The organism is Burkholderia sp. AU4i (genome assembly GCF_000466765.1).
Taxonomy (GTDB): domain Bacteria; phylum Pseudomonadota; class Gammaproteobacteria; order Burkholderiales; family Burkholderiaceae; genus Burkholderia; species Burkholderia cepacia.
Genome location: NZ_ASSI01000009.1, coordinates 53805 through 68939, shown reverse-complemented (window position 1 = coordinate 68939; position 15135 = coordinate 53805). Strand labels below are relative to the sequence as shown.

Annotated in this window: 15 protein-coding genes; 12 read left to right on the top strand and 3 right to left on the bottom strand. The window is 66.6% G+C overall.

The window, feature by feature from the left end:
- The first annotated feature begins 77 nt into the window (after window positions 1-77).
- On the top strand, window positions 78-953 hold the full coding sequence (locus L810_RS00890) for an SDR family NAD(P)-dependent oxidoreductase (RefSeq protein WP_021156454.1): 876 nt from the start codon (window positions 78-80) through the stop codon (window positions 951-953).
- Between the two features lie 221 nt (window positions 954-1174).
- Here L810_RS00890 and L810_RS00885 read toward each other — a convergent pair whose 3' ends face one another.
- Window positions 1175-1885 carry an IclR family transcriptional regulator gene (locus tag L810_RS00885; protein WP_021156453.1) on the bottom strand — a complete coding sequence of 237 codons (711 nt, stop codon included), beginning with the start codon at window positions 1883-1885 and terminating at the stop codon, window positions 1175-1177.
- Window positions 1886-2050: 165 nt separating this feature from the next.
- On the opposite strand from L810_RS00885, the gene L810_RS00880 reads away from it, so the two are divergent.
- The 11 genes from L810_RS00880 (at window position 2051) to L810_RS00830 (ending at window position 13746) form a co-directional block, all read left to right on the top strand.
- The gene (locus L810_RS00880; RefSeq protein ID WP_021156452.1) at window positions 2051-2749 is read left to right on the top strand and encodes a demethylmenaquinone methyltransferase; all 699 of its coding nucleotides are present in this window, start codon (window positions 2051-2053) and stop codon (window positions 2747-2749) included.
- On the top strand, window positions 2749-3696 hold the full coding sequence (locus L810_RS00875) for a hydroxyacid dehydrogenase (protein ID WP_021156451.1): 948 nt from the start codon (window positions 2749-2751) through the stop codon (window positions 3694-3696). The genes L810_RS00880 and L810_RS00875 overlap by 1 nt, the downstream gene beginning before the upstream one ends.
- Window positions 3697-3717: 21 nt before the next feature.
- The gene (locus L810_RS00870) at window positions 3718-4659 is read left to right on the top strand and encodes an SMP-30/gluconolactonase/LRE family protein (RefSeq protein ID WP_021156450.1); all 942 of its coding nucleotides are present in this window, start codon (window positions 3718-3720) and stop codon (window positions 4657-4659) included.
- Between the two features lie 86 nt (window positions 4660-4745).
- Window positions 4746-6125: an MFS transporter gene (locus L810_RS00865; protein ID WP_021156449.1), complete on the top strand. Its 1380-nt coding sequence runs from the start codon at window positions 4746-4748 to the stop codon at window positions 6123-6125.
- Between the two features lie 50 nt (window positions 6126-6175).
- The gene (locus L810_RS00860) at window positions 6176-7327 is read left to right on the top strand and encodes a porin (RefSeq protein ID WP_042972722.1); all 1152 of its coding nucleotides are present in this window, start codon (window positions 6176-6178) and stop codon (window positions 7325-7327) included.
- Window positions 7328-7338: 11 nt separating this feature from the next.
- Window positions 7339-8385, top strand: coding sequence for an amidohydrolase family protein (locus tag L810_RS00855; protein ID WP_021156447.1), 1047 nt, complete (start codon window positions 7339-7341; stop codon window positions 8383-8385).
- A complete protein-coding gene (locus tag L810_RS00850; RefSeq protein ID WP_021156446.1) occupies window positions 8382-9662 on the top strand; it encodes an MFS transporter in 1281 nt (426 codons plus the stop codon). The genes L810_RS00855 and L810_RS00850 overlap by 4 nt, the downstream gene beginning before the upstream one ends.
- Complete coding sequence (locus L810_RS00845; RefSeq protein ID WP_021156445.1) at window positions 9659-10894, top strand: MFS transporter; 1236 nt, start codon at window positions 9659-9661, stop codon at window positions 10892-10894. The genes L810_RS00850 and L810_RS00845 overlap by 4 nt, the downstream gene beginning before the upstream one ends.
- A 22-nt stretch (window positions 10895-10916) precedes the next feature.
- Window positions 10917-12239, top strand: a complete 1323-nt coding sequence (locus L810_RS00840; RefSeq protein WP_021156444.1) for an MFS transporter — start codon at window positions 10917-10919, stop codon at window positions 12237-12239.
- A gap of 2 nt (window positions 12240-12241) precedes the next feature.
- Window positions 12242-13174, top strand: coding sequence for an amidohydrolase family protein (locus L810_RS00835; protein WP_021156443.1), 933 nt, complete (start codon window positions 12242-12244; stop codon window positions 13172-13174).
- A 176-nt stretch (window positions 13175-13350) separates the two neighbouring features.
- A complete protein-coding gene (locus L810_RS00830) occupies window positions 13351-13746 on the top strand; it encodes a tautomerase family protein (protein WP_021156442.1) in 396 nt (131 codons plus the stop codon).
- A gap of 146 nt (window positions 13747-13892) precedes the next feature.
- Here L810_RS00830 and L810_RS00825 read toward each other — a convergent pair whose 3' ends face one another.
- Together L810_RS00825 and L810_RS46795 are read right to left on the bottom strand one after the other, a co-directional pair.
- The gene (locus L810_RS00825) at window positions 13893-14840 is read right to left on the bottom strand and encodes a GlxA family transcriptional regulator (protein ID WP_042972735.1); all 948 of its coding nucleotides are present in this window, start codon (window positions 14838-14840) and stop codon (window positions 13893-13895) included.
- A gap of 104 nt (window positions 14841-14944) precedes the next feature.
- Entirely contained in the window at window positions 14945-15112 is a 168-nt protein-coding gene (locus L810_RS46795; RefSeq protein WP_155836091.1) for a hypothetical protein, read from the bottom strand.
- Between the last annotated feature and the right edge of the window lie 23 nt (window positions 15113-15135).

Sequence of the window (15135 nt, the reverse complement as noted above, 5' to 3'; positions counted from 1 at the left end):
GGATCACGTCATCGTCCATATTAATGAGTGAGTAATCATTCATTTTCATCGTTTCACCACGATCAAGGAGTGGAAAAATGTCGAAAGTCTGGATGGTAACGGGGGCCGCACGCGGCCTCGGGCGCGCGATTTCGGAAGCCGTGCTGGCGGCGGGCGACCGACTGGTGGCCGGCGCACGCGACCCGGCGCGACTGGCCGATCTGGCCGAACGTTATGGCGACCGCTTGCTGCCGGTCGCGCTCGACGTCACCGACGAAACGGCGGCGGAGCAGGCTGTCGCCGCGGCACGGGCCGCGTTCGGCCGCATCGACGTGCTGGTGAACAACGCGGGCTACGGCCATACGGCGCCGTTCGAGCAGATGGGCGCCGACGTGTTCCGCGATCAGGTCGAAACGAACCTGTTCGGCGTGATCAACCTGACGCGCGCGGTGCTGCCGACGATGCGCGCGCAGCGCGCGGGGCACATCTTCCAGGTGTCGTCGGTCGGCGGGCGGACGTCGACGCCCGGGTTGTCCGCGTATCAGGCCGCGAAGTGGGCGGTCGGCGGATTCAGCGACGTGCTCGCGAAGGAAGTCGCGCCGTTCGGCGTGCGCGTGTGCACGCTCGAACCGGGCGGGATGCGTACCGAATGGGCCGCGCAGGCGAAGCGCGACGTCGACGATCTGCTGCCCGACTATCAGCCGTCGGTCGGCAAGATTCTCGAGCTGCTCGGTGCGTATGGCGGCCACGAGATCGGCGATCCCGCGCGGATCGCGGCGCTGATCGTCGACCTGTCGCGCCGCGACGACGTGCCGCTGCGCCTGCTGCTCGGCGGCGATGCGCTGTTCGTCTGCGAGCAGGCGGAACGACAGCGCGCGGAAGAGGCGGCGCGGTGGCGCGACGCCACGCTGTCCACGCAGTTTCCGGACGCGAAGCTGCCGGACGGGCTGGATGCGCTCAAGGCGATCGAGTAAGGGCGGCCGTCGTCGCGGGCGGCGCGTCGACCGTGCCGCCCGCGCAAGCCCGGTCGCGGGCCGGCGCGATCGATTTTCTCGGCGGAGCCGACGGGCCGTCGCGTCGGTGCGGCGATGCAGGCGTCATGCCGCAGCGCGCGGGCGTGGCGTGGGCGAACGTTTCCACCGTCAGGCGACGAACGGCTCGTCGGCTTGACCCCCGACCTTTGCCGAAGCGGCGATCAGGTGCCGTAGACGTGCTCGCAGAGCGCGACGCTCGCCCCCAGCTTCCGGGAGAGATCGGCGGCCGCATCCAGTTGCGGTCGATCGAGCTCGCCCGACTCGTGCGCGACGCTGAGGCGGGATGCCGGACCGGAAAGCGTCAGCGCCGCCATGAACTTGTCGCCGGCGCCGAAGACCGGCACCGCGAACGCCGCCGTGTGCACGTCGCGCGCGCCCGCGGTGAAGAGGGGCAGCGCAGGCGGCTTGTCGTAGATCGGTTCGCCGAGCCCCCAGAAGCGGATCACGTGGCTGATGGCGGTGTCGTCGAGCGGCAGCTTCGTGCCCGCGAGGCGCGTTTCACGTAGACCTTCGGACGGTTCGACGCGAAACAGGCAAAGCCGCTGCCCGTCGTCGTGCACGTAGTACGATGCGCTTTCCTTCGTCAGCGCGGCCAGCGCATGCAGCGCCGGCTCCACCACCGTGGACAGATGGAAGGACTGCTCGTACAGCTTGCCGAGGTACAGCACGCGATGTCCGAGCGAATAGTTGCCGGACTGCGCGCGCACGACGTAGCCCATCCGCTCCAGCGAATTCATCAGCCGATAGACCGTCGTCTTGTGCATGCCGGATGCCTGCGACAGCGTCGCGAGCGACTGCGATTCGGCGCCGGGCTTGAAGCAGTCCAGCAGCGCAAGCGCCTTTTCCACGGCAACGACCCCGTCGTTTCCCATTCCTTCTCTCCCGTCGACATTTACCTGAGATTGTACAGAGTAAAACACTGGTTTACCACGTAAAAGGGTAAACGCCAGTGCCATGGCGCGCGTCGTCTGGTTATAGTGATTTCACCATGTACACCAGTGTTGTACAGAGTACAACGCACAACTCGAGGTCGAATCATGAGCAACACATCCGCCAGCACTTCTCCGATCAATCGCGACATCGAACGCGTGTCGCCGGAACTCGTTCAGGCGGCCGCGCGCTACCAGGCCGCGATCCTGGCCGACGTCGCGGGCCGCCGCGGCACGGTGCATGGTCGCGTGCGGCCGTTGTCGCCGAAGATGAAGGTCGCCGGCCCCGCGATCACGGTCGAAGTCCGCGCGGGCGACAACCTCGCGATCCATGCGGCGCTCGCCGTCGCGCAGCCGGGCGACGTCGTCGTGGTCGACGGCAAGGGCGACATCTCGTGCGCGCTGCTCGGCGAAATCATGGCGGCGCAGGCGAAGGCGAGCGGCATCGCCGGCATCATCATCGACGGCGCGGTGCGCGACGCGCATGAACTGGCCAACGGCGACTATCCGGTCTTCGCGGCCGGCCTCAATCCGTGCGGCCCGACCAAGAGCATCGCGGGACGCGTGAATGCGCCGATCTCGCTCGGCGGCACGGCGGTCAATCCGGGCGACCTGGTGGTCGGCGACGCCGACGGCGTCGTCGTCATTGCGCGCGCCGACGTCGCGCGCATCGTCGATCTCGCGCAGAAAAAGCTCGACTTCGAGACCGCGCGTATCGCGGCGATCCACAAGGGCGACCTTCGTCCAGGCTGGATCGAGAAGGAACTGCGCGCGGCCGGCATGCTGGCCGAAGGCGAGGCGCTGTGATGCACGCCGCTTCGCCTAAACCCGTGGTCCTCGTGACCGCCGCCGACCTTGCGCCGCAAGCGCTCGACATGCTCGCGCAGTTCGACGTCGTGTTCGCCGGCAAGCAACCGACCGAGGACGACATCGTGGCGCTGTGCATCGAGCACAAGCCGGTCGCCATCATCGTCCGGTACGGCAAGATCAACGCCCGCATCATGGACGCCGCCGAGAACCTGCAGGTGATTTCGAAGCACGGCAGCGGCATCGACGTGATCGATCAGGACGCGGCTGCCGCACGCGGCATCGCGGTGCGCGCGGCGGTCGGCGCGAATGCGGCCGCCGTCGCCGAGCACGCATGGGCGCTGCTGCTCGCATGTGCGAAGTCGGTTCCGCACCTCGATATGCGCATGCGCGAAGGTCATTGGGACAAGTCGACGCACAAGTCCGTCGAACTCGACGGGCGCACGCTCGGCCTCGTCGGACTCGGCGCGATCGGCCGGCGCGTGGCCGCGATCGGCGCGGCGTTCGGCATGAAGGTGCTCGCATTCGATCCGTTCGCCAAGGAAGCGCCTGTCGGTGTGAAGCTCGTGCCGCTCGACACGCTGTACGCAGAGTCGGACGTCGTGTCGCTGCATTGTCCGTTGACGGCCGACAACCGCCGGATGCTCAACCGCGACACGCTCGCGCGTTTCAAGCGCGGGGCGATCGTCGTCAATACCGCACGCGGTGGCTTGATCGACGAACCCGCGCTTGCCGACGCGCTGGCGAGCGGCCAGGTGCGCGCGGCCGGGCTCGACAGCTTCGACGTCGAGCCGATGACGACGCCGCACCCGTTCCAGCAGATCCCCAACGTGATTCTGTCTCCGCATATCGGCGGCGTCAGCGATGCCGCGTACGTGAACATGGGCAAGGGCGCGGCCGCCAACGTCCTCGCGGTGCTCGACGAACGCGCGCACAGCGCGGCTTGAACCCTGAACATCGAGGAACGCATGTTTTATCTGACGAACCCCGACGTGCGCGAAGCCGACGTGTTCACGCGGATGCCGGACAAGTTTCGCAAGCCGGACGTCCGCACGGAATGGGCGCGCGCGAATCGCGGCGGCATGGTCACGGATTCCTTTCTCGAAGGGCCGGTCTGGGATCCGGACGGCTATCTGTTCGTGACCGACATTCCGCACGGGCGCATCTTCCGCATTTCGCCGTCGGGCGACTGGGAGCTCGTCGTCGAATACGACGGCGAGCCCAACGGGATGAAGCGCTTCGACGCATCGCACCTGATCATCACCGACTACCGGAACGGCCTGATGCTGCTCGATATCGTGCGCGGTGAAATTCGCCCGTATCTCGAGCGCCGCAACACCGAGCGCTTCAAGGGCGTGAACGACCTGACGTTCGACTCGGCCGGCAATATCTATTTCACCGACCAGGGGCAGACCGGGCTGCACGATCCGACGGGCCGCGTGTATCGGCTGTCGCCCGACGGCAAGCTCGACATGCTGCTCGGCACCTGCCCGAGCCCGAACGGGCTCGTGCTGTCGCGCGACGAGAAAGTGCTGTTCGTCGCGATGACGCGCGGCAATGCCGTGTGGCGCATGCCGCTGCAGGCCGACGGGTCGGTCACCAAGGTCAGCCAGTTCTTTACCTCCTACGGACCGAGCGGCCCCGACGGTCTTACCGTCGATCTCGAAGGCCGCCTGTTCGTCGCGAATCCGGGGCTCGGGCGCGTGTGGGTGCTCAACCACTGCGCGGAGCCTGTCGAGATCCTGACCGGGCCGAAAGGGGCGTCGCTCACGAGCGTGTGCTTCGGCGGCGCCGACATGAAGACGCTTTTCATCACCGAATCGACGTCCGGTTCCGTGCTGAAAGCGGAGATGAGCATCGCCGGCCCGCTGCCGAAACAGGCAGTGAAGCAGGCAGTGAAGCAGGACTGAGACCCACGAGCCGGGAAGCCGCGCGTCGGCTTCCCGCCCGCATTCCGAAAGATCGTGCCGCCAGCCGCGCGACGAAGGAGACAAGCATGACCATTTCGCACGCGCTGCGTGCCGGCGATGACGCACCGCGCGCCGACGCACCATCGTCGGCGCAGCTTGCCGGCGACGATTACGCGGCCAGCGAGCGCACGCTCGCGAAGGCGTTCCGGCGCATTCTGCCGTTCATCTTCGTCTGCTACGTGATCAGCTATCTCGACAGGACCAACGTCGGTTTTGCCGCACTGACGATGAACAAGGATCTCGGTCTGACGGCCGAGCAGTTCGGTGTCGGCGCCGGCCTGTTCTTCATCGGCTATTTCCTGTTCGAGATTCCGAGCAACCTGATCATGCAGAAGGTCGGGGCGCGCGTATGGATCGCGAGAATCATGATCACGTGGGGCCTGTTCTCGATGGCGACGGCGTTCGTCGTCGGACCGAAGAGCTTTGCGGCCGCGCGCTTCCTGCTCGGGCTCGCCGAGGCCGGGTTCACGCCCGGCATCTACCTGTATTTCACGCACTGGTTTCCCGGCAAGTGGCGCGCGAAGGTGACGGCCGCCTTCCTCGTCGGCATTCCCGTCGCGAACATGATCGGCTCGCCGGTTTCCGGTGCGCTGCTCGAACTCGGCGGCCTGCACGGGCTGCGCAGCTGGCAGTGGCTGCTGCTGATCGAAGGCGTACCGGCCGTGATGCTCGGCGTCGCGTGCCTGTTCGTGCTGGCCGACCGCCCCGAGAAAGCCGCGTGGCTCAATGACGAAGAGAAGGCGTCGCTCGCGAAGCGCCTCGCGTTCGAGCAGCGCGACATCGGCGCGAAGCACGGCAGCAAACTGCGCGACGCGATGACGAACTGGCGCGTGTTCGTGCTCGCGTTCGTCAACTTCTGCGGGATCGTCGGCTCGCTCGGCGTCGGCTTGTGGATGCCGCAGATCATCAAGCAGTTCGGCGTCGAACGCGCGGTGGTCGGCTGGCTGACGGCGATTCCGTATGCGATCGGCGCCGGCGTGATGCTCGGGTGGGCGCGTCTCGCCAATCGGGCGGCCAACCGTATTCCGTATATCGCCGGTGCGCTGGCTGTCGCCGCCGCGGCGTTGTGCGCGAGCGCCTTCATTCATGCGCCGGTTTTCAAGCTGATCGCGCTGTGCGTCACGGTGAGCGGAATCCTCGCGTTCCAGGCGACTTACTGGGCCATCCCGTCGGGATTCCTCACCGGACGGGCTGCCGCGGGCGGACTCGCGCTGATCGTGTCAGTCGGCAATCTCGGCGGTTTCGTCGGGCCGTCGATGATCGGCGCGCTCAAGCAATTCTCGGGCGGCTTCACCGCGCCGCTCATCGCCGTGTCGGGTTTGCTGCTGCTCGGCGCGCTGACCATCGCGTGGCTCGGCGATCCGGGCGCGGGCGCCGGCGAAGCGCCTGCCGTCCGCGAGCCGTGAATGTTCTTTCGCCGGAAGACCCACCCACAAAAAAACAGTTTGGAGACTTCATGTCGTCGAATCAGGCCAGCCAGAATTCCCGCCCGAAACCCCGCCTCATGCTCGGCGCCCTCACCGTCGCGAGCGCGACCGCGTGGTGCGGGGCCGCCCATGCAGAAAGCAGCGTCACGCTGTACGGCATTGCCGACGTCGGCATCGAGCACATCAACAATACGAGTACCGGCGGCGCGCAGACGCGCGAAGCGTCGGGCAATCTGTCCGGTTCGCGCTGGGGACTGAAGGGCGTCGAGGAGCTCGGCGGCGGCATGAAAGCCCTGTTCCAGCTCGAAAACGGCTTCAACCTCAATGACGGCACGACCGCGCAGTCGACGAAAGGCCTCGGTGCGAATGCCGCCACGACGTCGCGGATTTTCGGCCGGCAGGCGTGGGTCGGGCTGGCGTACAGGGGTCAGCAGCTGACGTTCGGCCGCCAGAACGCGCTCTTCTATGAACAGGCCGTGGCCTTCGACCCGATGGGCGCGTCGTCGCGGTACTCGGTGCTGTCGCTTGACTACGCGGCGGCCGCGCGTATCGACAATTCGGTGAAGTACACCGGCGTGTTCGGTCCGCTGACGGCGCAAGCCATGTACAGCACCCGCTACGACACCGGGTACGGCGCCGAGGTGCCGGGCGCGCAACTCACCGGCCGCTTCTACAGCGGGGCGCTGACTTTCTCGCAAGGGCCGCTCGCCGCGAGCGTGTCGTACGAGCAGCGCAACAGCAACACCGTCGCGACGAACACGGGCACCGAGCGTCGTGCGACGGCCGCCGCGTCGTATGCGCTCGGACCGGTGAAGGGATTCGCCGGCTATCGCTATCTTCGGGCGTCGAACGCGTTCCTGCCGGCGAACCCGATCCGGGTCGCGAACGGCTCCGAAGCCAGCGCGGCGAACCTGTACTGGGCCGGCGCGCAATACGCGGTGTCGCCGGCGTTCGTGGTCACGGCAACCGCCTATTACCAGGACGTGCATTCGACCAGTGCCGATCCGTGGCTCGCCGTGCTCTGCGCGGACTATCTGCTGTCGAAGCGCACGGATATCTATGCGACGGCGGGTTTCGCGCGTAACAAGGGCGGCTCCGCGCTCGGCGTGAACGGTTATGGCACGGTCGCACCCGATCACAACCAGACGGGCGTGGTGATCGGCATGCGCCAGAAGTTCTGACGGCGAGCGCGATGCAGATCGTTCACGCGCCCCATCTGCCCGTCCGGCCCGAGTGGCTCGCGTTGCGCGACGAGCCGGTGCTCGAACCCGAGCTTGCGATCGTCGACGCCCATCATCACCTGTGGGACCGGCAGACCGGGCGCTATCTCGCGGACGAGTTCGGCGTGGACGTGCGCAGCGGGCATCGCGTCGTGTCGACGGTCTACGTCCAGTGCCGATCGATGTTGCGTGCAAGCGGGCCGGATGCGTTCAAGCCGGTCGGCGAAGTGGAGTTCGCGAGCGGCGTCGCCGCGATGTTCGACAGCGGCGCATACGGTCCCGCGCGATGCTGCGAGGCCATCGTCGGCGGCGCCGATCTGTCGCTCGGTGCGGAACTCGAGGTGGTGCTCGACACGATGCTGCAGGTATCCGGCGGGCGACTGCGCGGGATCCGCAACCCGCTCGCGTGGCATGCGAGCGCCGACGTGCGATCGAGCCCGGTGACGCCGCCGCGCGACCGGATGTCGGACCCGGCATTCCGGCAGGGCGTGACGACGCTCGCCCGCTACGGGCTGTCGCTGGACGCGTGGGTCTATCACACGCAGCTCGACGACCTGTACGAACTCGCGCGTGCATGCGACGGCGTCACCATCGTCATCGACCATTTCGGCGGCCCGCTCGGCGTGGGCCCGCATGCCGGCCGGCGCACGGAAGTGCATGCGCAATGGAAACGGCAACTCGCGCGTCTCGCGGCGCTGCCGAACACGCGCATGAAGCTCGGCGGCGCGGGCATGACCGTGTTCGGTTTCGACTTCGCCGCGCGCGACCTGCCGCCGTCGTCGCCCGAACTGGCGGCGGCGTGGCAGCCGTATTTCGACACCTGCGTCGAATGCTTCGGCGTCGATCGCTGCATGTTCGAAAGCAACTTCCCCGTCGACAAGGGGATGTTCGGCTATCGCGTGCTGTGGAACGCCTTCAAACGACTCGCGTCCGCGATGTCGACCGATGAACGGGCCGCGCTGTTCAGCCGGACGGCCGCATCGACGTATCGCATCGCGCTTCCCGGAGACAACCCATGAAGACGAGTGCAACCGCGGCGACGCAGGACATGGAGTCCGCCGCCGCGGAAAAAGGATTGACGCGCGTGACCGGTACCGAATGGCGTTCGCTGTCGCTCGCGGGGCTCGGCTGGACGTTCGAGAGCTACGACTCGTTCCTGCTGTCGCTGCTGCTGCCGACGCTCGCGCTGCAGTTCGGGCTGAGCAAGGCGCAGCTCGGCATGTTCACGAGCGTCACGGCGGCCGGACAGATCGTCGGCGGCATTCTGTTCGGCTTCGTGTCGGACCGGATCGGGCGCGTGCGCACCGCGCTGCTCTGCGTCGGCATCTACTCGCTGTTCTCCGGCCTGATTGCATTCGCGCCCGACGCGCACGGGTTTGCCGCGCTGCGCTTTGTCGGCGCGCTCGGCATGGGCGGAACCTGGACCGCCGGCGCGGCGCTGATCGCGGAGACCTGGCACCCGAGCCGGCGCGGCAAGGGCGGTGCGCTGATGCAGATGGGCTTGCCGATCGGCGCGATTCTCGCGATCGCGATCTCGGGCATCGTCGGCGCCGTACATGGCGGATTGGGCGGCGACGGCTGGCGTCTGCTGTTCCTGATCGGTGCGTCGCCGTTCTTCATCCTGTTCTGGGTCGCGCGCAAGACGCCGGAATCGCCGATCTGGCTCGAACGCCGGCACGCGAAGTCTCAGGCCCGCAAGACCGACACGGCCAATCACGAGAAACTGAACGTGCGCGGCCTGCTCACCGCCTTCTGCTTCATCTTCTTTCTGCAGTACCTGTACTGGGGCGTATTCACGTGGACGCCGACGTTCCTCGTCACGGTGAAGCACCTCGACTTCGTGCACAGCCTGAAGTTCGTGCTGGCGCTGCAGTTCGGCGCGATTGCCGGATTCCTGCTGTTCTCGGCATGGGTCGACCGGATCGGCCGGCGGCCGATGTTCCTGGCGTACCTGCTGGTCGGCGCGCTGGCCGTCGGCGTGTACATCGTGTCGGCGAATCCGTTGCTGCTGATGAGCGCGATCTTCCTGACCGGCTTCAGCGTGAACGGCATCTTCGCGGGTGCCGGCCCGTTCCTCGCGGAGATCATCGGCAACACGGCATCGCGCGGGTTCTTCATGGGCCTCGCGTACAACGGCGGCCGGCTCGGCGGCTTCATCGCGCCGCTGATCATCGGCGCGCTCGCGTCGACGTCGGGCGGCTTCGTGCTCGGACTCGCGACGACGATCGTCGCGTTCATCGCCGCGGCCGTGGTCGTGCTGGTCGCGCCCGAAACGCGCGGGAAGGCGTTGTCATGAACGTGGCGACGCAAGCGGGGTGGGTGAGCCGGCTGTTTCCCGCGCTGTCGGAGGCATCGCTGCGGCGCTATCTGAGCGGGCAGGTCGCGTCGGTGCTCGGCAGCTGGACGCAGAACGTCACGCTGAATCTGCTGATCTATCACCTGTCCGGATCGGCGGCGATCCTCGCGCTGCTCAACTTCCTGCTGTACGGGCCGCAACTGATCGTCGCGCCGGTGGCGGGCTCCCGCATCGGCTCGGCCAACGCGCGCCGCGTGACGCTCTGCGTGCTCACGACATCGCTGCTGCTGACGGGCAGCCTCTTCACGTTGTCGCTGCTCGGCCTGCTCGGCGTGAAGCTGATCCTCGCGCATGCACTGGCGATCGGCGTGTCGAGCGCGGTGGAAACGCCGGCACGGCAGGTGCTGCTGCTGACGAGCCTGCAGGATGCGACGCACACGTCCAATGCGGTCGCGATGAACACGATGGTCTACAACGTCGGGCGCATGGTCGGCCCGACCATCGCCGGATTCGTCTATCCGACGCTCGGGCCGCGGACGTCGTTTGCGATCTATGCACTCGCGCTGTGCTTCATGGCGGCGTGCGTGCGCTCGATCCGGACCGCGTCGGTGGACCGCCCGTCACGCGCGGAGAGCGGCTTGCGCGACGCGGTCGGTTACGTGCTGTCCGATGCGTTCTCGGCCCGCTATCTGCCGATTCTCGCGTGCATCGGCCTGTTCGCCGGCAGCTACCAGACGCTCGTGCCGCTGCTCGCGGACCAGGGCTTTCACGACGCCGCGCGCTTTACCGGCGTGTTCTTCGCGTGCGCCGGCGCCGGCTCGTTGAGCGCGGCGGTGCTGCTGTCGTCGGCGTTCGGGCCGCGCGCGTCGCACCGGTTCATCGCGTATGCGCCGTGGACGGCCGTCGGTGCGCTGGCCGTGCTGGCCGCGACGACCGATGCGGCGGGATCGATTCCCGCGTTCTATGCCCTCGGCTTCAGCCTCACGTTCGCGGCCACGTCGACCAACGCGACCATTCAGCGCCAGTGTCCGGAGCACGTGCGCGGCGGGCTCGTCGGGATGTACGGCATGGCCTACAACGGCACGATGCCGTTCGGTTACCTGCTCGTCGGCAGCGCGTCCGAGGCGCTCGGCGTGCGACACACCTTTGCCGCCATGGCGGCCGTGCTTGCGTGCGGGGTCATCGCGGTCATCGCGTGGCAACGGTTCACTCGTTCACAGATACGCGCATAGGCGCACAATAAACGGAGACAACATGCAAACCGGTTTCATGGAAGCGTCCGCGATCGAGCGCCGGACCTTACGCAAGGTCGTCTGGCGACTCATTCCCTTCTTGATGATCTGCTACCTGCTTGCCTTCATCGACCGGGGCAACGTCGGGATGGCGTCGCTGCAGATGAACCATGACCTGGAAATGTCGGCACAGGTCTTCGGCTTCGGCAGCAGCCTGTTCTTCATTTCATACTTCTTTTTCGAAGTGCCGAGCAATCTCGCGCTGCAGAAATACGGCGCGCGGATCTGGATCGCACGGATCATGATCACGTGGGGCATCGTGTCGGCGGCGACCGCGCTCGTGCACAACGCGACGACGTTCTACGTGCTGCGTTTCCTGCTGGGCGCCGCCGAGGCCGGCTTCTTCCCGGGCGTGCTGCTTTATCTGTCGTACTGGATTCCCGCGCAGTACCGTGCGCGGATCGTCGCGACGTTCATGGTCGCGATTCCGGCCGCGAGCTTCATCGGCTCGCCGATCTCCGCGCTGCTGTTGCAGATGGACGGCGTGTGGGGCCTGCGCGGCTGGCACTGGCTGTTCATCCTCGAAGGCATTCCGACCGTGCTGCTCGGCATCGCGTGCCTGTTCATGCTGACGAACAAGCCGGACGACGCGAAGTGGCTCGACGACGACGAGCGCGCATGGCTCACGGCCGCGCTGGCCGCGGGCCACAAGACGCGCAAGAAGGTGCCGTCTCTGCCGCTCACGCAGCTGTTCCGCAACCGCTACGTGCTGTGCCTCGCGCTCGTCGACACGTGTGCTTCCGCGGCAGGCAGCACGCTGTCCGTATGGCAGCCGCAGCTGCTGAAGTCGTTCGGCCTGACCGTCATGGAGACCGGCCTGCTGAATTCGGTGCCGTATGCGGTGGCCTCGGTCCTGATGGTCTACTGGGGCCGGCGCTCGGACCGCGTCGGCGAACGGCGCTGGCACACGGTCGTGCCGATGCTGCTGATCGGCGTGGGCCTGTTCGCGACGTCGCTGAGCGGATCGCTGCTGCCGACGGTCTGCATGCTCTGTGCGGTGCTGGTCGGCGCGTATTCGTTCAAGGGCCCGTTCTGGGCGCTCGCGACCGACATGCTGTCCAACAGCACCGTGGCGGCCGGGCTCGCGACGGTCAATGCGATCGCGAACCTGCTCGGCGGCGGGCTGATGGTGAACGTGTACGGGTGGGTGAAGGCGGCGACGGGCAGCTACGCGCTCGCATTGATGCCGCTCGCGATCCTCACGCTCGTGAGCGTCGCGACGCTGCTGCTGCTCACGCGCGATCATGCGTCCGGCAAGCTGGTCGGCAAGACGGGGACGATCTGATCATGGCGCGCATCGCGAGACGCGAATTCCTCAGGATCGCCGGCGCGACGCTGGCTTCGGCCGCATTGCCGACGCTGGCCGCGGCCGACGAAACGTGGTCGAGCGGCATCGAGCGCCCGGTGTTCCAATTGCCCGAAGGGGCGATCGACTGTCACATGCACATCTACGACGATCGGTTTCCGGTCGCGCCGGGCACGACGCTGCGGCCGCCGAATGCGACCGTCGCGCAATACCGGCGCGTGCAGACGCGTATCGGCGTGACGCGCAACGTGGTCGTGACGCCGTCGACGTACGGGACGGACAACCGCTGCACGCTGGCGGCGCTCGCGCAGTTCGGCGACGACGCGCGCGGCGTGGCCGTCGTCGACGGCACCGTGAGCGACGACGAACTTCGGGCGCTCGATCGCGGCGGCATCCGGGCGATCCGGTTCAACCTGAGCTATCCGGGCGCGACGACGCTCGACATGCTGGCGCCGCTCGCCGCGCGCATTGCGAACCTCGGGTGGCATATCGAACTGGTGGTGCAGGGCGCGCGGCTGCCGGAGCTGGAGCCATATCTTGCGGCGCTGCCGTGTCCGCTCGTCATCGACCATATCGCGCATGTGCCGCAGCCCGGCGGGCTGTCGTCGGCCGCGTTTCGGACTGCGAAACGCCTCGTCGAAAAGGGCCATACGTGGATCACGTTGTCGGGACCGTACGTTGACAGCAAGTCGGGCGCGCCGGCCTACGACGACGTCGCGCCGGTCGCGAAGGCGCTGATCGACATGGCGCCGGAGCGCATGCTGTGGGGCACCGACTGGCCGCACCCGACGCAGAAGACGGACAAGCCGGACGACGCGAGCATGCTGGACGTGATCGCCGGCTGGATCGGGCGGGCGGACTGGCAGCAATTGATATTCGTCACGAACCCGGCGAAGCTGTACGGATTTGCGTAGCGCGGGGGGATGTCGCGAGACTCCTCCGCGAATAGGTGTCGTTTTTGAACCCGTGTCCGGAATCATGGCCTATTCGACATTGCGAGGGCGGCGAGCCGGGTGCCAGAATCGGCGTGCGGCATCCGGACAGGCCGATGCCGCACGTGTTCGATCGATCACCCGGAATCCTGAATACCATGCCCTATCTGCAACTGGACGTGAACGACCACTATTCGGCGGAAACCAAGCGGTCGCTCGCCGCCAAAATGAGCGAGACCTATGCGCGGATGATGTCGGTCGATATTCGGCGTATCAGCGTCGCGATTCGCGAGCTGGGGCAAGGTGGCGTGTGGCGTATTGCCGAGGCCGGCGAAGCGCCGGTCCCGGTCGCCGTGATGATGCTGGATATCCGTCGGGGCCGCCCGCCCGGGCAGCGTATGGAACTGGCGCAGGCACTTTGCGCGCACTGCGTGGAGATGCTCGGCTTGCGTGAGGATCGGCTCAATGTCGAATTCACGCAGCATTCCGGCGATGAAATGTACCACCCGGCGCTTGGCGGCTATAGCCCGGAGTGGGCTCCCGGCGAGCAGTAGATTTTCCGCCTGGACAGCGCGCGGCTGGCAGCCGCGGCACGTCGTTGACGGGGCCCCCCTCGTCATGCGCGATGGACGAAGCGAGCGCTCACGGTTTGAGCCAGCAAGACTGCGCGGGACCTGTCTGCCTGTTGGTTCAACAAGTCCTAATTCATGAGCGGCGCCACCCCGGAGGCTCGCTGGATGGTCTGCGGGGGTTGCCCAAACGCGCGCAGAAATGCCTGGCGCATGCGCTCGCGGTCGCCGAATCCGGTTTCTCTCGCAATGATTTCGATCGGGTGGCGCGTCGTTTCCATCATCAGGCGGGCGGCTTCGACGCGCAGCCGCTCAACCGCCTTGGCGGGGGATTGCCCCGTTTCCTCCCGGAACACGCGGCTGAATTGGCGCGGGCTCAAACGTGCCGCCTCTGCCAGACGTTCCACCGACAGATCGCTCGCCAGGTTTTCGCTCGCGTAGGTCAGCGCCATTTGCACGCGGTCCGATCGCGCGTTCAGTTCCAGCAAGGTCGAGAATTGCGACTGGCCACCGCCGCGCCGTTGGTACAGCACGAGCTTGCGCGCGACCATACGCGCCGTTTCCAGCCCGAAGTCGCTTTCGACGATCGCCAGCGCCAGATCCACCCCGGCGCTCATGCCGGCCGAAGTCCAGACCTGACCGTCTACGACGAAGATGCGATCTTCGTCGAGCTGCACGTTCGGATATTGCTTCTTGAAGGCCCGCGCGTGATACCAGTGCGTCGTGGCACGTTTCCCGTCGAGGAGCCCGGCGGCCGCGAGGACGAAGGCCCCCGTACATATCGACGCAATGCGCCGCGAGTGGAAGGGCGCACGATGCAGGAAGTCCACCAGCGTCGCCGACGGCAGCCGGCATTCGTTGTCGCCGGCGACGATCAGCGTGTCATATCCCGCTTCGGCCAGCGGTTCGGTGTTGACCGAAAAGCCCTGTGACGACATGACCGCGCCACCGTGCTCGGACGCGATCCGGAACTGGTACACCTCTTCGCCGCGCAGCAGATTCGCGTACTCGAACACACTCGCCACTGCGAGCGCGAGCGACTGGAACTGGGGGTAAACAACGAGCCCGACGGTGTGCATGACGTCCGCCATGTGTGTGTCCTGATCAATTGAATCTAGCATAAAACGGACATCGTCACGGGCGGCGTCGGCGTGCCATCAGATGGCATGGCGCGCGGTCGCCTTCAGGAAGCAATGCGCCGAGCGGAGCCACCGACAGCACCGATTTTGGGTAATCGGGCGCCTGTTTCAAAGGACGAATCTGCAAGGTTTCCGGTCAGCGTGCGGCTGGCATGAATCATTGCATATATGACATTGAGGATGAGTTCGGTCGACGCCAGAATTCGTTCCACGAACCGACACCCGGTCGGCTCAA